Annotated in this window: 16 protein-coding genes; 10 read left to right on the top strand and 6 right to left on the bottom strand. The window is 63.9% G+C overall.

Annotated features, from left to right (window positions below; translation table 11 throughout):
* Window positions 1–92 precede the first annotated feature (92 nt).
* From AC0NIE_RS30925 to AC0NIE_RS30885, 9 genes are all read left to right on the top strand, one after another.
* On the top strand, window positions 93–764 hold the full coding sequence (locus AC0NIE_RS30925; protein ID WP_473486155.1) for a GntR family transcriptional regulator: 672 nt from the start codon (window positions 93–95) through the stop codon (window positions 762–764).
* Between the two features lie 248 nt (window positions 765–1012).
* Complete coding sequence (locus AC0NIE_RS30920) at window positions 1013–1597, top strand: sulfocyanin-like copper-binding protein (RefSeq protein ID WP_473486154.1); 585 nt, start codon at window positions 1013–1015, stop codon at window positions 1595–1597.
* A 45-nt stretch (window positions 1598–1642) separates the two neighbouring features.
* The gene (locus AC0NIE_RS30915) at window positions 1643–1834 is read left to right on the top strand and encodes a hypothetical protein (RefSeq protein WP_473486153.1); all 192 of its coding nucleotides are present in this window, start codon (window positions 1643–1645) and stop codon (window positions 1832–1834) included.
* Between the two features lie 30 nt (window positions 1835–1864).
* Window positions 1865–2671 (top strand): SDR family oxidoreductase, encoded by an 807-nt coding sequence (locus AC0NIE_RS30910; protein WP_473486207.1) that lies wholly within the window; start codon window positions 1865–1867, stop codon window positions 2669–2671.
* Between the two features lie 11 nt (window positions 2672–2682).
* On the top strand, window positions 2683–3630 hold the full coding sequence (locus AC0NIE_RS30905) for a 3-hydroxyacyl-CoA dehydrogenase (protein ID WP_473486152.1): 948 nt from the start codon (window positions 2683–2685) through the stop codon (window positions 3628–3630).
* Complete coding sequence (kce, locus tag AC0NIE_RS30900) at window positions 3627–4589, top strand: 3,5-dioxohexanoate:acetyl-CoA acetone transferase (protein WP_473486151.1); 963 nt, start codon at window positions 3627–3629, stop codon at window positions 4587–4589. Before AC0NIE_RS30905 ends, kce begins: the two co-directional genes overlap by 4 nt.
* A gap of 150 nt (window positions 4590–4739) precedes the next feature.
* A complete protein-coding gene (locus AC0NIE_RS30895; RefSeq protein WP_473486150.1) occupies window positions 4740–4919 on the top strand; it encodes a hypothetical protein in 180 nt (59 codons plus the stop codon).
* A gap of 97 nt (window positions 4920–5016) precedes the next feature.
* A complete protein-coding gene (locus AC0NIE_RS30890) occupies window positions 5017–6228 on the top strand; it encodes an acyl-CoA dehydrogenase family protein (RefSeq protein ID WP_473486149.1) in 1212 nt (403 codons plus the stop codon).
* A gap of 31 nt (window positions 6229–6259) precedes the next feature.
* Entirely contained in the window at window positions 6260–7291 is a 1032-nt protein-coding gene (locus tag AC0NIE_RS30885) for a phosphotransferase family protein (RefSeq protein WP_473486148.1), read from the top strand.
* Window positions 7292–7318: 27 nt separating this feature from the next.
* Here AC0NIE_RS30885 and AC0NIE_RS30880 read toward each other — a convergent pair whose 3' ends face one another.
* From AC0NIE_RS30880 to AC0NIE_RS30855, 6 genes are all read right to left on the bottom strand, one after another.
* Window positions 7319–7816, bottom strand: a complete 498-nt coding sequence (locus tag AC0NIE_RS30880) for a sarcosine oxidase subunit gamma family protein (protein WP_473486147.1) — start codon at window positions 7814–7816, stop codon at window positions 7319–7321.
* Window positions 7809–10763, bottom strand: a complete 2955-nt coding sequence (locus AC0NIE_RS30875) for a sarcosine oxidase subunit alpha family protein (RefSeq protein WP_473486146.1) — start codon at window positions 10761–10763, stop codon at window positions 7809–7811. Before AC0NIE_RS30875 ends, AC0NIE_RS30880 begins: the two co-directional genes overlap by 8 nt.
* Window positions 10760–11041 carry a sarcosine oxidase subunit delta gene (locus tag AC0NIE_RS30870; protein ID WP_473486145.1) on the bottom strand — a complete coding sequence of 94 codons (282 nt, stop codon included), beginning with the start codon at window positions 11039–11041 and terminating at the stop codon, window positions 10760–10762. The genes AC0NIE_RS30875 and AC0NIE_RS30870 overlap by 4 nt, the downstream gene beginning before the upstream one ends.
* 13 nt (window positions 11042–11054) lie before the next feature.
* Entirely contained in the window at window positions 11055–12311 is a 1257-nt protein-coding gene (locus tag AC0NIE_RS30865; RefSeq protein WP_473486144.1) for a sarcosine oxidase subunit beta family protein, read from the bottom strand.
* Between the two features lie 10 nt (window positions 12312–12321).
* On the bottom strand, window positions 12322–13470 hold the full coding sequence (locus AC0NIE_RS30860; protein WP_473486143.1) for a M24 family metallopeptidase: 1149 nt from the start codon (window positions 13468–13470) through the stop codon (window positions 12322–12324).
* Window positions 13471–13548: 78 nt separating this feature from the next.
* Window positions 13549–14739 (bottom strand): M24 family metallopeptidase, encoded by a 1191-nt coding sequence (locus AC0NIE_RS30855; protein ID WP_473486142.1) that lies wholly within the window; start codon window positions 14737–14739, stop codon window positions 13549–13551.
* 219 nt (window positions 14740–14958) lie between these two features.
* On the opposite strand from AC0NIE_RS30855, the gene ehuB reads away from it, so the two are divergent.
* Complete coding sequence (gene ehuB / locus AC0NIE_RS30850) at window positions 14959–15828, top strand: ectoine/hydroxyectoine ABC transporter substrate-binding protein EhuB (RefSeq protein WP_352951645.1); 870 nt, start codon at window positions 14959–14961, stop codon at window positions 15826–15828.
* Window positions 15829–15883: the final 55 nt, after the last annotated feature.

Below are 15883 nucleotides of genomic sequence, written 5' to 3'. Positions count from 1 at the left end.
ACAATCTTATGGTATACCATACTATTGAAGACCAAATCCCTTGTCAACGGATCGTCGAATCTGTTTGTTTGCGGGTGCTGGGAGTAGATGAATTGGCCGACGACAAACTGAGGATCGAACGATCCACCAAGACGCTGAGAACGCTGGCGCTGGAGCGCATGCGCGACGCGATCATGGGGTTTCACTTCCAGCCCGGCGAACGGTTGGTCGAGCGGCCGCTTTGCGACCAGCTCGGCGTCAGTCGCTCGGTGGTGCGCGAAGTTCTGCGGCAGTTGGAGACTGAAGGCCTGGTGCAGATGATACCGGGCCACGGACCCGCCGTGGCCCGGCCGGATCTCAGCCGCACCGATGAGATTTATGAACTGCGCGCTCTGATGGAGGGCATCGCGGCGCGCGCCTGCGCGCTGACCGCGACGGAAGACCAGATCGCTGCGCTTGAGCGCGCATTCGATGTGCTGCTCACGGCGTGGGCCTCAGCCAATCCGATCGAGGTGATGCGGGCGACGACAAAATTCTATGAAGTGCTTTTCGATGCCGCCGACAAGCGCATCGCCTGGGAGATCGTCCAGGGTCTGAACGTCCGCATCAACCAGCTGCGTTCCATGACCATCGCTTCGGTGGACCGCCGCGATGCCGCAATTGCCGAAATGACCGACATCATGAACGCCATCAAGTCGCGCAACGGCGATGAAGCCGAAGCGGCGGCCCGGCGACATGTGGAGCAGGCCTGGCGAATTGCGCAACAGACCCTTCGCAACAGCTGAAGCAGAAACTTCACATTACGGAATCGCCCGTCGCCCTCGCACTGACCCACTGCAGGCAACTCCAACGCGCATCCAACCGATGATATAGCAGCAATGGCGTTGTTTCTGACTGCTGACGATAGCGCACTCTGGGTTTGCTGGTGTGGATGCTATTTCGAGCGTATTCTCTTCCTTAGGGAACAAGCCAGGTCGACCTCGATTGGGCCGCTTGCGCTCGGCCGCCCGCTCGGGAGGAGCCTCTGATTGCGATGGCGCGCTTTGCTCACCTTGCCCTTCTCGCCGTCGCCTTGGCATTGCCTGGAATTGCACTGGCCGGGGAGCCCTTCGTCCCGAGCTGGATCAAGAACGATCCCGCAGCCAAGACAGTGGCCATGGAGATTGTTGCCGATTGGAATCAAGTCGAGCGGTTCCGCAGGGACAACATCCGGACCGACATTATCGACTTCAACGGTTACTGGGGCGGCAATCTCACCATCGTCGTGCCAGCGGAATGGTCGGTAAAGATCGAGTTCATCAATGGCTCCTCGTCTTTCCGGCACAGCCTGATGCTGACCAGGGTCTACGCTCAGTCAGAGATGCCAGTGAAGTTGACGGCCGAGGATGCGATCTGGGGGGTGTACATCGAACCGCCAGAGGGAATTAAGATCAATGAGAGGAGGCAACTCAATTTTGTTGCGCAGCAGGCCGGGAGCTATTTCCTCGCCTGCGGGAGGCAAACGCATCTAATGGACGGACATTGGATCGGTTTCGAGGTGAGAGACAGCATCGAGCAGGCCGTGGCAATCATAGACGAAAACAAATTTCCGCAGGAGCAGCCCCCAGGACGGCCTTAGGGGCTACGCGAGCAAGCCCGCGCCATGGCTTGGTCGTGGAGATCAATGCAAACCCAGGGCGGCTTACCGGAAATTCGAAAGTCTGGCGTGCCCGAGCAGCTGCCTTTGCTCGCCAAGCCACCAGCGGGCAATGCTTTCGTCACTATTTCAGCTGCCCTATGCCCCACAAGGGCAATTCTGTACGGCTTGGTCGTTCTGGGCGCTGTCATGGCGCTGCGCGAACGGCGGCTGCAATGAGGAAGGACAGGGACGATGAGCGTCAAGATTATGAGTAAAGGGGCGCCGACATCGGCCGACGATTTTCTGACCGGGCTGAAGGGGCAGCGCGTGCTGGTGACGGCCGGGGCCGGCGGCATCGGCTTGGCCATTGCCGACACGTTGTCGCGGCTCGGCGCGCGCATCGTCGTCTGCGACGTCTCCGACGAGGCGCTGACTGCTGCTCCGGACAAGATCGCCCTCGTCGCCGCGGTCAAGGCCGATGTCTCGCGCGAAGACGACGTCGACCGGCTGTTCGAGACGGTTAAGGAAAAGCTCGGCGGGCTCGACGCGCTGATCAACAATGCCGGCATCGCCGGGCCGACCGGCGGCGTCGATGAAATCGATCCGGCGGACTGGCGGCGCTGCATCGACATCTGCCTGACCGGCCAGTTCCTCTGCGCCCGGCGTGCCGTGCCGCTGATCAAGGCGACGGGCGGCGGCTCGATCGTCTCGATGTCGTCCGCCGCCGGCCGCCACGGCTACGCTTTCCGCACCCCCTATTCGGCCGCCAAGTTCGGCGTCATCGGTTTCACGCAGAGCCTCGCCAAGGAACTCGGGCCGCACGGCATAAGGGTCAACGCTATCCTGCCCGGCATCATCGAAGGACCACGCATCGACAAGGTCATCGCCGACCGGGCCAAGCAGCTCGGTGTGTCGAATGAGGAGATGACGGAGCGCTATCTCCAGAACATCTCGCTGCGCCGCATGACCAGCCCCTATGACGTCGCCGCGATGATCGCCTTCCTGTTGTCCGATGCGGCGATCAACATCTCCGGCCAGTCGCTCGGCGTCGACGGCAACGTCGAAACCCTTTGAGGAGCCCGACCATGGTGAAAGTAGCAATTGTCGGCAGCGGGTTCATCGGGCGGGCCTGGGCGATCAGTTTTGCCCGCGCCGGTCATGACGTGCGGATGTGGGACCAGTCGCCGGCCGCGACGACCGGCGCGCATGATTACATCGCCGGCGTGCTCGGCGACCTCGCGGCGAACGATCTGCTGCGGGGACAGGCAATCGACGCCGTGCTTGGTCGCATCACCATCGTGGCAGAACTGGGCGAGGCGCTGGCCGATGCGGTTCATATCCAGGAGAACACGCCCGAAAACCTCGATGTGAAACGCGAGGTGTTCTCTCGGATCGATGCAATTGCCGCTCCGCAAGCGGTGATCGCCAGTTCCACCTCGGCGTTGCTGCCGTCGAAATTCACCAACCATCTGCAAGGGCGGAACCGCTGCCTGGTCGTGCATCCGATCAATCCGCCCTATCTCATCCCGGCCGCGGAAGTCGTGCCGGCGCCATGGACGTCTTCCGAGACGGTCGAAAGGACCCGCGCCTTCCTCGTCGATGCGGGCCACGCGCCATTGGTGATGAAGCACGAGCTCGACGGCTTCATCATGAACCGCCTGCAGGGCGCGCTGCTGGAGGAGGCTTTTCGACTTGTTGCCGACGGCTATGCCAGCGTCGAGGATGTCGACATCGGCATTCGCGACGGGCTGGCGCTACGCTGGTCATTCATGGGCCCGTTCGAGACGATCGACCTCAATGCGCCGGGCGGCGTACGCGACTACGTCGAGCGCTATCAAGCGATCTATGCCAACATTTTTCCGCAGATGCTGCGACGGGTCGATTGGGCCGGCGAGGTCATCGAGACGGTCGAGGCCGACCGCCGCAAACGGCTGCCGCGAGAAGGCCTTGGTGAACGGCAGGTGTGGCGCGACCGCCGGCTGATGGCGCTGGCGGCGCACAAGAAAAAATCGGATCAGGAGTTTGGAAGATGACGGAAACAAGCCGCAAGCCCGGCGCCCAGCAGACCAAAGGCAAGGTGATCATCACCTGTGCGGTGACCGGGGCGATCCACACGCCGACCATGTCGCCCTATCTGCCGATCACGCCGGACCAGATCGCCGCCGAGGCGATCGCGGCGGCGGAGGCGGGCGCGGCGATCCTGCACCTGCATGCCCGCGACCCCGAGACCGGCAAGCCTGACCAGACGCCGGCGGCGTTCGCCCGCTTCCTGCCGCGCATCAAGCAGGCCACCAATGCCGTCATCAACATCACCACTGGCGGCAGTCCCTACATGAAGGTCGAGGAACGCGTGCGCCCGGCCGCCGAGTTCAAGCCTGAGGTCGCCTCGCTCAACATGGGCTCGATCAATTTCGGGCTCTATCACCTCGTCGACAAATACGAGACTTTCAAGTTCGACTGGGAAAGGCCGCATCTGGAAGCGACGCGCGACCTTGTCTTTCGCAACTCGTTCAAAGACATCGAATACATTCTTGCGACCTGCTATGACAACGGCACGCGCTTCGAGTTCGAGTGCTACGACATCGCCCATCTCTACAATCTCTCGCACTTCGCCGACCGCGGGCTGGTCAAGCCGCCGTTCTTCGTGCAGTCGGTGTTCGGTCTGCTTGGCGGCATCGGCACGCATCCCGAAGACGTCGCCCATATGAAGCGCACCGCCAACCGGCTGTTCGGCGACCAGTTCCGCTGGTCGGTGCTCGGCGCCGGCGCCAGCCAGTTGCGCATTGCCGCGCAGTCGGCAGCGCTTGGCGGCAACATCCGCGTTGGGCTCGAAGACAGTCTTTGGGCCGGCAAGGGCAAGCTTGCCAAATCGAACGCCGAGCAGGTGGTGCTTGCCCGCAAGATCATCGAGGGGCTTGGCATGGAAGTGGCGACGCCCGACGAGGCGCGCGAAATCCTGTCGTTGAAGGGCGGCGACAAGGTCGCGTTCTGAGGCGGCTCGCCTATCGCCGCACGGTGCCAACAGAGGAGGACGGCATGAGGACCGCTGTCGTGGTGGATGTGAAGACCGCACTGGGCGAGGGGCCCGCTGTGGGACGTAGAGCAGGGGCGCCTCTACTGGATCGACCGTTTCGACGGGCGGGTGTTTCGGGCGACCGCCCAGGGTGATATCGGCGGACCGAAGCTCGACACGCTGTACATGAACTCGATGGCAAAATCGCCGCTGCCGCGATTCCCCGGCGATGGCGTCCTGCGCGGCAGCCTGTTCGCAATAACCGGCCTTGGCATCAAGGGCGTTGCGGAACCACGCTTCGCCGGATGACGGCGGCTGCAAAAGAGGATAGAGGCGAATACGGAAAACGAGCGCTCGCTCGATTTCGAGACGATGGCGGCCACCTCGCTTCGCTGAGAGTTTGTCCATGAATTTCGACATTCCAGCCCGCACCGAAGATTACCGCGTCCGCATTGCCGACTTCGTCGAGCGTGAGATCCTGCCGCTCGAGGCCGACAAGATGTCCTATGACGCGCATGGAAATATTGCCTTGCCGCTGCTGGAGGCGCTTCGCGCCAAGGCGCGGATGGCGGGCCTGTGGTGCCTGCAGCTCAAGCCCGAAACCGGCGGCGCCGGTCTCGGCAAGATGGACATAGCGGTCTGTTACGAGGAGATGAACCGCTCGATCTTCGGACCCGTGGTGTTCAATTCGGCAGCGCCCGACGATGGCAACATGATGGTTCTGGAGGCGCTCGGCACGCCAGCGCAGCAGCAAAAATGGCTGAAGCCGATTGTCGAGGGCAAGGTACGCTCGGCCTTTGCCATGACCGAACCGCACCCCGGCGGCGGCTCAGACCCTTCGATGATTATGACGCGTGCGGAGCGGCGCGGCGACAAATATGTCGTGACCGGCCGCAAATGGTTCATCACCGGCGCGGAGGAGGCCAGCCATTTCATTCTGATCGCGCGAACCTCGGACGACCCGCGCCATGGTCTGTCGGCCCTGATGTTCCACAAGGACCAGCCGGGCTGGCGCATCATGCGCCGTATCGAGATCATGGGCCCGGAGGAGCATGGCGGGCATTGCGAGCTGGAATTTGACGGGCTGGAAATCCCTGTCGAAGACATGCTGGCCGGCGAGGGTAGGGGCATGAAGGTGACGCAGGTGCGGCTCGGCCCGGCGCGGCTAACCCACTGCATGCGCTGGCTCGGATTGTCCAAGCGCTGCGTCGAGATCGCGCGCGCCTACGCTGCCGAGCGCCATGGTTTTGGCCAGCGCCTCGCCGACCGCGAAAGTGTCCAGCTGAAGCTCGGCGACCTTGCCATGCGCATCGAGATCGGCCGCATCCTGGTGATGAAGGCTGCGTGGGAGCTGGACCGCGGCGGCTTTGCCCGCAAGGACGTGTCGATGGCCAAGGTCCAGGTCGCCAATGTGCTGCATGACGCGGCCGATGTGGCGATCCAGATCAATGGCGCGCGTGGCTATTCTAAGGACACGGTGCTCGAATGGATCTACCGCTATGCGCGCCAGGCGCGGCTGGTCGACGGCGCCGATGAGGTCCACAAGATGGTGCTGAACCGTTTCCTCGACGAAGAAGAGAGGGGCTTCTGGCGCTGGACTGTCGAAGGCCAGGCATAAGCGACGCGGGGTGGCATCTCAGGAGGAGAAGATGCCGTTGAATGCGGATTTCGACCCTGCGGCGTTGAAGGGCTTTCTCGCGAACCGCTTCGGCGATGCAGCAATGACGCTCGAGCGGATCGGCGGCGGGCAGTCCAACCCGACCTACTTCGTCGACTATGGTGCGCATCGCATGGTGCTGCGCAAGAAGCCGGCCGGGCCGATCCTGCGTGGGGCGCATGCGGTCGACCGCGAATTCCGCGTGCTTGAAGCGCTCGCACCGACCGATGTACCGGTGCCTGGGCCGGTGCTCTATCACGACGGTATCGAGCCGCTCGGCACGCCGTTCTACCTGATGGAGCGGCTGGACGGTCGCGTCTTCCATGACTGTTCGCTGCCTGGCCTTGCCCCGGCGGAGCGACGCGGCATCTATTTCGGCATGGCCGAAGCGATGGCCAAATTGCATGCTGTCCGTCCCGACGAGGTCGGCCTCGGCGACTACGGCCGGCCCGGCAACTATTTCGAACGCCAGATCGGCCGCTGGACCAAGCAGCTCAGGCAATCGCCGAGCGACAGAATTCCGGCACTCGAAGCGGTCGCCGACTGGTTGCCGCAGCATATGCCAGCCGACGATGGGCGCGTGTCGATCGCCCATGGCGACTTCCGCCTCGGAAATCTGCTGTTCCATCCCGGCAAGCCCGAGGTGATCGGCATTCTCGATTGGGAGCTGTCGACGATCGGCCATCCGCTCGCCGATCTCGGCTTTTGCTCGATGACCTGGCATTCGACCCCAGACGAATATGGCGGCATCCTCGGCCTCGATCATGCCGCCCTCGGCATCCCCAGCCAGCGCGAATTCCTCGACCATTATTTCGCGCATGCCGTACCCACTGCGCCCCTGGAACGCTTCCACCTGGTTTTTTCGCTGTTTCGTTTCGCCGTGATCTTCGTTGGCATCGCCGACCGGGCGCGGGCAGGCAGCGCGGCGTCGGCCGATGCCGCCGGCAAGTGGCCTCTCGCCGGTCGCTTTGCCGCACGTGCTCAAGAGATCATCCAAGGAGCGAGACCGTGGAGTGGCTCCTGAGGGGAGCGTTCGCGCCTGGTCCTTTCCCTACCCCGCGGCGTCAGCAATCCAGTCCGAGAGGCTTTGCGAAAAACTTCGCGGCACGATGAGTTCGCACACGGTATCGCCGGTGCGCAGGAAAAGCACGGGCACATGGTGCAAGGATGTCAGCACGGCGCGGCCCGGGGCGGCCGCCGGCGCGCGCCAGTCGACAGTGATGCATTTGGAGAGGACCCGCGCGACGTCGGCCCCAGCCATTCTGAAACGCACACGACCTTCGTCGAGAGAGACCGAACAACCGAGATCCGGGTCGACGGCAAGCGAAGGCGCTTGCGCGCCGTCGTCGAGAGCCAGCCAGAGACGACGAGGTGCAACGCGGATCACGAGAAAACCCTTGTGATCAACGGTCTCTCCGACCGAGACGGGAAGCTTGGTGCCGAGCGACGCCGAGAGGCTCGTTTCGAATTGGCCCAGCGTCCCGTCCCAACCCTCAACCTGGATGAGCGGACAATCGGCCATGGACAGGCTGAAATCCGGGCTAGCCATGCAGCCGCTCCCCCTGCGGATCGAGGAATACCGGCGAGACGATGCGGGCACGCACCGTTTCGGCTTTCATCGGATAGACGGCCACGACCTCGCTTCCTTCGCTAGCGATATCGCCGGCAAGCAAGGCCAGCCCGACATAGTGGCCGCGTTCGGGGCTGAAGGTGACGGAAGTCACGCGGCCGCGCCCGTGGCCGTAACGTTTCTCGCCCGGCAGAAACAGGATGGCGCCACCGCGAAGGCGTTTTCCCTCCTCGATGCATTCCAGTCCGACCAGGCGCTGGCGGTCGGGCGCCTGGAAGGCGGGGCGCCGTCGCAGCACGTCGCCGACGAAGCCGGTACGCTTGCCGGCCATGCGGCCGAGGCCAAGATCGTCGAGCGTCGTGCGCCCATCGATTTCAGGTCCGGCGACATGGCCCTTTTCGACGCGCAGCGCGCCGAGCGCCTCGACCCCGTAAGGTTTCAGGTCGAGCGGCCTGCCTGCTTCGAGCAGGCGGCTCCAAAGCTGTTCACCGGCAGTTGCGCCGACATAGATTTCGTAGGCGCGCTCGCCGGAATAACTGAGGCGCAGGATGCGGAGCGCACGGCCCTGCCATTCGCTTTCGAGCAATCCCATATGCGCAAGTGCCGCGTCGCAAACATCGAGAGCGGGAAACGCGGCACTCAGAATTGCGCGGCTTTTCGGTCCGGCAACCGACATCGCCGCCCATTCATCGCTCACCGAGGTCACGGCTACACGCAAATCCGGCCAGGCCGTATCGAGCAGGAATTCAAGACGCGACAGCACGTCGGCGGCCTTGGCGGTCGAGGTGGTCATGAAGAACCGGTTCTTGGCCAGCCGCGTCGTGGTGCCGTCGTCGAAGACGATGCCGTCGTCGCGCAGCATGACGCCGTAGCGGGCACGGCCAACCGGCAGTTTGGCAAAGCCGTTGGCGTAGATGCGATCGAGGAAAATCGCCGCATCCGGGCCCTGGACGTCGATCTTGCCGAGGGTGGAGATGTCCATCAGGCCTGCGGCCTGGCGCACATTCCGCATTTCGGCGACATAGGCTTCGTTCACGTCACTTCCGGATTGCCTGTAGAAATAGGGCCGCATCCAGAGCCCGACCTCCAGCATCTCGGCGCCGTTCGCCATGTGCCAGTCGTGCATCGGGGTGCGGCGGATCGGCTTGAAATGATGGCCGATGGCGCGTCCGGCAAGCGCACCGATGGCAACCGGCGTGTAGGGCGGGCGAAAGGTCGTGGCGCCGGTCTCGGGGATCGTTGCGTTGCGTAAGGCCGCCATCGAGGCAAGCGCCGCAAAATTGCTGGTCTTGCCCTGGTCGGTGCCCATGCCGAGCGTGGTGTAGCGCTTCAGGTGCTCGACCGATTCATAGCCCTCGCGATGGGCGAGTTCGATATCCCCGGTCGTCACGTCCATCTGGAAATCGACGAAGGCTTTTCCACGTCCGAGAGAAGGGACTTCGAAAAGCAGTGCCGTGGCGGTCTCGCCGAGATCGAGTTTCGACGGAGCGGGCACCGGCGCCGACTTGCCGCAGAACGATGCCGCCTCGGTGCCGGCGCGATGACCGTCCTCGATGACATCGGCGGTCGAATAGGCTCCCATCATCGAGCCGGCGCCGAACCGGTCCGCCGTAAACGCGCCCGGCACGAAGCCGGCAATGTCGTCGCGATATTGAGGTTTGACGCCCAGGTGCGAGGTGAGATGCACGGTTGGCGACCAGCCGCCGGATACACAGACCAGGTCGCAGGCGGCCTCGGATATGCCGTCCGGTCCGTTGAGTGTTGCACGCCTGACGGCATGGCCGCCGCGCAAGTCGATGATGCGTGTTGCGGCCCGCACCACCACGCCGAGCCGTGCGGCTCTTGTGGCGAGCGCGGCGGGTGGTGCTGCGCGCAGGTCGGCAACCGTCACCTCTGCGCCGGCATCGGCAAGGTCGAAGGCGGCGCGCCAGGCGCCGTCATTACTGGTGGCGACGATTATTTTCTTGCCGGGCAGGACGGCGAAACGGTTGAGATAGGTCCGGGCGGCCGACGCAAGCATGACGCCGGGCCGGTCGTTATTCGAGAACACTATTGGCCGCTCGATGGCGCCGGTGGCGAAAACGATCGAGCGGGCGCGAAGCATGGTGAACGTCTGCCGCGCTTCGCCGGCCAGCTGCGGATTGGTTGGGTCGCGTTGCTCGACCAGTCCGATGACATTGCCGTCATAGATGCCGAAAGCGGTTGTCCGCTTCATCAGGGTGACGGTTTCGGAGCTCTCCAGCTCGGCCTCGGCCTGTCTCAACCATGCGGCCGCTGCGCTGTCGGACGGCTCCGCCAGAAGCTGGCCGCCGAGCAGGAAATCCTGCTCGATCAGCGCCACCCGCGCGCCGGCCGCTGCGGCAGCACGCGCCGCCGACAATCCTGCCGGGCCGCCGCCGATGATTGCGACATCGGCAAAGGCATGACTGATGTCGTAGCGGTCGGGATCAGGGTCGGTGCCGGCTCTGCCGAGCCCGGCCGCCTTGCGGATGAAGTGCTCGTAGAACATCCAGGCGCGGCGCGTCGGGCCTATGAAGGTCTTGTAGTAGAAGCCGGCAGAAAGGAACGGCGCCAACAGGCCGTTGACGCTTTGCACGTCAAAGGCAAGCGAAGGCCAGCGGTTCTGGCTTTCTGCGACTACGCCGTCTGCAAGTTCCAGTGTCGTCGCCGGCAGGTTCGGCTCGCGCTTACCTGCGGTTGCGAGCGTGACCAGCGCATTCGGCTCTTCGGGCCCGGCGGACAAGATGCCGCGTGGACGATGATATTTGAAGCTGCGCCCGATCAGGGTGACGCCGTTGGCGAGCAGCGCGGAGGCGAGCGTGTCGCCGCGATATCCAGCCAGCGTCCTGCCATCGAAGGTAAACTCGACCGGCTGCTCGCGGTCGACACGGCCACCCATCGACAACCGCTTGTGGTTCGAACTCATGCTGGTGATTTCCTGGCCGATAATTTCCTGGCGAGATCGACGGATGCGATGGCGTGGTTGCGCGTGTCGCGTTCGACCACCAGCCATTGGCGGCAACCGATCACGTGCTGCCAGAATTCGCGGTGCGGGCCTGCCGGGTTCGCCCTGAGATAGACATAAACGTACCAGGCCTGCGGATCGGGATCGTCGTGGGCCGGACGCGTGACCGAGGCATCGCCGCCGTAGCGGAACTCGTCATGGTCGCGCAGACCGCAGCATGGGCATTCGATGCGCAGCATTGTCTTCCGCCTCCTATTGCAGCCAGGCTGAGGGGCCGGCGCCAGCCTCATCGAGCGTGTGGCCGGTGCGGAAACGATCGAGCCCGTAGGCTGCGATCAAGGGATGCGGCTTGCCGGTGGCGATCGTGTGGGCGAAGCACCAGCCGGAAGCCGGCGTTGCCTTGAAGCCGCCATAGCACCAGCCGCCGTTGAGATAGAGGCCCTCGATCGATGTCGGGCAGATGATCGGGCTGGCATCGGGCGTCATATCCATGACGCCGCCCCAATGGCGCAGCAGACGGACGCGCGAAATGCACGGCATCAGCGCAATCGCCGCCTCCGCCACTTCGCGCACGACGCCGAGATTGCCGCGCTGGGCGTAGGAATTGTAGCCGTCGAGATTGCCGCCGAAGACCAACCCGCCCTTGTCCGACTGGCTGACGTAGAAATGGTCGGCACCGTAGGCGACGACGTGGTCTACCAACGGCTTCAGCGGTTCGGTGACGAACGCCTGCAGGACGTGGCTTTCGATCGGCAGTTCCAGGCCGGCCTTGGCGCCGAGCACGGATGTATGACCGGCAACAGCGAGGCCGACCTTGCCGGCGCCGATCCGGCCTTTCGTCGTTTCGACGCCGACGATCCTGTCGCCGTCGCGGAGGAAGCCTGTCACCTCGCAGTTCTGGATAATGTCGACGCCATGACCGTCGGCGGCGCGCGCATAGCCCCAGGCGACGGCGTCGTGGCGCGCCGTGCCCGCCCGGCCCTGGAAGATGGCGCCATGGATCGGAAAGCGGGCCGTGTCGGAAAAATCGAGATAGGGCACCAGCCGGCGCACCTCGTCGCGGTCGAGGATATCGGCATCGATGCCGTTCAGCCGCATGATGTTGGCGCGGTGACTGAAGCCGTCGAGCTGATCGGCCGAATGCGCCGTGACGAGCTGGCCGCGTTGCGAGAACATGACGTTGAAGTTCAGCGCCCGCGACATGCCCTCCCAGAGCTTCATCGAGAATTCGTAGAACTGGGTGTTGCCGTCGAGCAGGTAGTTGGAGCGGATGACGGTGGTGTTGCGCCCGACATTGCCGCCGCCGATATAGCCTTTTTCGAGCACCGCGACATTGCGGATGCCGTGGTTCTCGGCGAGGTAGAAGGCGGTAGCGAGGCCGTGTCCACCGCCGCCGATGACGATCACGTCGTAGGCCGGTTTTGGCTCCGCTGCCCGCCAGGCGCGCTGCCAGTTCCTCTGGCCAGACAGCGCGTTGCGGAAAATTGAAAATGCCGAGTAGCGAGACATGCGTGCGGGCCTAGCGGACAATCGGGCCGGCCGGCATGCGGGTAAGCACTTCGGCGCCCGCATCGGTCAGAAGTACGGTGTTGGAGACGAAGTCATCGCCGCGACCGGTGCCCATCAGCCACGACAGGATGTGGAAGCTCATCCCCGTCTCGATTTCGAGGTCGGAATCGTGCCTCAAGCCGGTCACCGAATTGCCGCCGGTCCATGATGGCGGCTGGCCGGCGCCGACCAGATAGCCGCAGTGATGGCGGCGATAGTGGGAAAGACCGGCCTCGTCCGCGACGGTCTGCCAGGCGGCGTAGACGTCGCGCGCTCTGGCGCCGGGCCTGAGTGCCTCGACGACGGCATCAAACGCCTTGGCGGTCACCTCCGCCATCGCGGCGTCTTCGTCGCTGATATGGCCGATGCGAACGAGCCGGCCGAGCGGCGCGTGATAACGCGAGATGCAGCCGGACAGTTCGACGAAGACCGGTTCGCCCTTGCGATAGATCCCGTCGCCCCAGGTCGTATGCTCCTCGCCCAGGCGGGCGGCCGGGCGGATGAAAGGTCCGAAGCCCGGGGCATGACCGCCGGCGCGGATCATCGCCGCAACGCACTGGGCCGCGACCTCCTGTTCGGAAGCGCCGTCCGAGATCGCGGCGATCGCGGCGCCGGCGGCGGCGTCGGTCACTTGTGCCGCCTGACGCATCAGCGCCTGTTCCTCGGCGCTCTTCACCCGCCGCATCTTGTCGACCAGCCCGGAAACATCGCTCCATCTGGCATCGGCCTGCGTCTGGAGTGCGACGGCAAGCCCATGGCTGAGGCCCGCCGTCCAGTATTCGAGGCCGATCCGCTTGCCGGACAGGCTGGTCTCCGCAATGACCCGCGCGGCAAGATCAGCTGCCGTTTCGCTGTCGGAATGGCCGCGGAATTCCGCTGCCGTCACCTGTTTTTCGATCGTCACCTTTTCCATCGAGCGGGTGACCAGAACAGGTTTTCCCTCGAGCGGCACGATCAGCAGGTGTGGGGCAAAATATCCCCAGTGATCGAGCCCGGTGAGGTAAAAGACGTTCTCCGGCGAAGCAAAGACCCCCGCGTCCAGCTCGCGCTCAGCCAGCGCCGTGCGGACCCTGACAAGGCGGCCGGCGATTTCGGCCTCGGAAAACGGATTACGGTCCATCAGGCGTCCTCGTGCTGGTTACCGGTTTTCGTTGCCGGCATGATCTTTCGTCAGTTACCGGCTTCCCGTCCGTCATGGTCAGTCGATGACGATGAGTTCGCGCGCCACGTCGCAGAGGCGTTCGCCGCCGTGATCCGTGACGACGAAGGATTCCGAGATGGCGATGCCGAAATCGTCGAGCCAAACGCCGGCCATGAAATGGAAGCACATCCCGGACTGCATCTCGGTGGTGTCGCCGGGACGAAGACTTGCGGTGCGTTCGCCCCAATCGGGCGGGTAGGCGAGCCCGACCGGATAGCCGACGCGGCTCTCCTTCTTCAGCCCGTTCTTCCTCAACACTGCCTGCCAGGCGGCTTCGACCTCTTCGGCGGTGTAGCCGGGGCGCGCCTTCTCAAGGCCGGCGTCGACGCCCTCGACGATCGCCTTGGCCAAGTCGATGATGGCTTGCGGCGGCTTGCCGAAATGTACGGTCCGCGTCAGTGCCACATGATAGCGCCGCCGCACCCCGGCGATCTCCAGAATGGCGAGGCCGCTGTCCGGTAGCGGCGCGTCGGACCAGGTCAGATGCGGCGTGCTGGTGCCCTCGCCGACGGGCATCAGCGGACAGATCGCGGCATAGTCGCCGCCCGCTCCAGGCACGCCCATGATCTGTGCGTGATAGATTTCCGCAATGACATGGTTCTGCGGCACGCCGGGTCTCATTTTTTCGATGGCGCGTTTCATGGCGTGCGTGCAGATCGCACCGGCCTCGCGGATCAGCACCAGCTCGGCTTCGGATTTGACCAGCCGCGCCCAGTTGACGAGATCGTGGTTGTTGGCGAAGTGCGCGTCAGGCAGCCCGCTGACGAGATGGGCATGGCAGCGCGCGGTGTAATAATGCGCGTCCATCTCGACGCCGATGCGGGCGTTTCTCCAGCCACGCGACCGGATCAGCTGGGCGAGTTCGTCATAGGGGTGCTCGACGGGCTGCTGCACCAGCCGTTCCGAGAACGGCACGATGTTCTTCTCCGGCAGGCCGGTGGTCAGGCGTGCGCTCCTGGCGTCCTGCGCCCTGCCGAACCAGATCGGCCGGTCTTCCTCCAGATGGACGAGCACGCATTGCGGAACATAGAACGACCATCCGTCATAGCCGGTCAGCCAGCACATATTGGCTGGATCTTGACAGATGATGAGGTCGAAGCCGGCCTTCTCCATGCGCGTCTTCACGCCGACCAGGCGCTGCGCATACTCCGCTTGCGTGAAAGTCCCGAAACCGCTCGCGCTCGCCACCGAAATCCCACCCACCGGTACGCTGGTTTTTCTTAAATTGTGCACAACTAGGGCAATAATTCGTGGTTTGACCACGAATTATTACCGACTTTCCGTGGTTTTTATATCTTCGCTTGCACAATGTCTAGGGCAGTTGTATACGTCTTGACAAGCAGGTGTCGACCTCGAAGAAGGCCGCGCCCTGGGAATCATCAGTCAGTTGTTCAATGGGAGAAAAGCATGTTCAAATCATCGATATCGCGCCGGATGGTCGTGAAAGCCGCCGCCTGCCTCGCGCTTGCCGCGACATCACTCACGGCGCTGCCCGCTTATGCGGAAACCACCCTCGAACGGGCCAAGAAGGACGGCTACATCCGCGTCGGCTTCGCCAACGAGGCGCCGTTCGGTTACGCCACGCCTGACGGCAAGCTGACCGGCGAAGCGCCGGAAGTTGCCAAGGCGGTGCTCGCCAAGATGGGTATCGCGCAGGTTGACGGCGTGCTGACCGAATTCGGTTCGCTTATCCCAGGTCTCAAGGCCGGCCGCTTCGATATCATCGCCGCCGGCATGTTCATCAATCCGAAGCGCTGCGCCGAGATCAATTTCTCCGAGCCGTCCTACGGCATCGGTCAGGCCATGCTGGTGGCAAAAGGCAATCCGAAGGGCGTGAAGGACTTTTCCAGCTTCAAGGAAAACCCGGATCTCAAGCTCGCCGTGATGGCCGGCGCCGTCGAGGGCGGTTACGCCAAGGACGCAGGCGTCGCCGCAGGGCAGATCGTTGCCTTGCCCGACCAGTCCAGCCTGGTCGCCGCCGTCCAGTCGGGCCGTGCCGACGCTGCCGCACTAACCGCTCTTTCGATCGCCGACATGGCCAAGAAGGCCGACGGCGTCGAATCGACCAAGCCGTTCGGCGAGGTTGCCGGCAAGTCGGTGAAAGGCCATGGCGGCTTCGGCTTCCGCAAGGAAGACACCGATCTGCAGGAGGCGTTCAACGCCGAGCTGAAGACGTTCCTCGGTTCGCCGGAGCACATCGCGCTGGTCGAGCCGCTCGGCTTCGGCAAGGACTACCTCCCCAACAAGACCACCGCGGAGCTTTGCGCGGGCAAATAGGTTCCCAACTGCTGGCGGCGCGAAAGCGCCGCCCCTTTTTCCTGGGGGAATCCGC

The sequence above is a fragment of the Mesorhizobium sp. WSM4842 genome (assembly GCF_055901575.1).
This window is presented reverse-complemented; position numbering and strand designations above follow the sequence as displayed.

Coding starts and splice junctions, on each gene's coding strand:
- AC0NIE_RS30920 (WP_473486154.1), top strand. CDS start 1,013: ATGGCGCGCTTTGCTCACCTTGCCCTTCTCGCCGTCGCCTTGGCATTG.
- AC0NIE_RS30915 (WP_473486153.1), top strand. CDS start 1,643: ATGCAAACCCAGGGCGGCTTACCGGAAATTCGAAAGTCTGGCGTGCCC.
- AC0NIE_RS30910 (WP_473486207.1), top strand. CDS start 1,865: ATGAGTAAAGGGGCGCCGACATCGGCCGACGATTTTCTGACCGGGCTG.
- AC0NIE_RS30905 (WP_473486152.1), top strand. CDS start 2,683: ATGGTGAAAGTAGCAATTGTCGGCAGCGGGTTCATCGGGCGGGCCTGG.
- kce (WP_473486151.1), top strand. CDS start 3,627: ATGACGGAAACAAGCCGCAAGCCCGGCGCCCAGCAGACCAAAGGCAAG.
- AC0NIE_RS30890 (WP_473486149.1), top strand. CDS start 5,017: ATGAATTTCGACATTCCAGCCCGCACCGAAGATTACCGCGTCCGCATT.
- AC0NIE_RS30885 (WP_473486148.1), top strand. CDS start 6,260: ATGCCGTTGAATGCGGATTTCGACCCTGCGGCGTTGAAGGGCTTTCTC.
- AC0NIE_RS30880 (WP_473486147.1), bottom strand. CDS start 7,816: ATGGCTAGCCCGGATTTCAGCCTGTCCATGGCCGATTGTCCGCTCATC.
- AC0NIE_RS30875 (WP_473486146.1), bottom strand. CDS start 10,763: ATGAGTTCGAACCACAAGCGGTTGTCGATGGGTGGCCGTGTCGACCGC.
- AC0NIE_RS30870 (WP_473486145.1), bottom strand. CDS start 11,041: ATGCTGCGCATCGAATGCCCATGCTGCGGTCTGCGCGACCATGACGAG.
- AC0NIE_RS30865 (WP_473486144.1), bottom strand. CDS start 12,311: ATGTCTCGCTACTCGGCATTTTCAATTTTCCGCAACGCGCTGTCTGGC.
- AC0NIE_RS30860 (WP_473486143.1), bottom strand. CDS start 13,470: ATGGACCGTAATCCGTTTTCCGAGGCCGAAATCGCCGGCCGCCTTGTC.
- ehuB (WP_352951645.1), top strand. CDS start 14,959: ATGTTCAAATCATCGATATCGCGCCGGATGGTCGTGAAAGCCGCCGCC.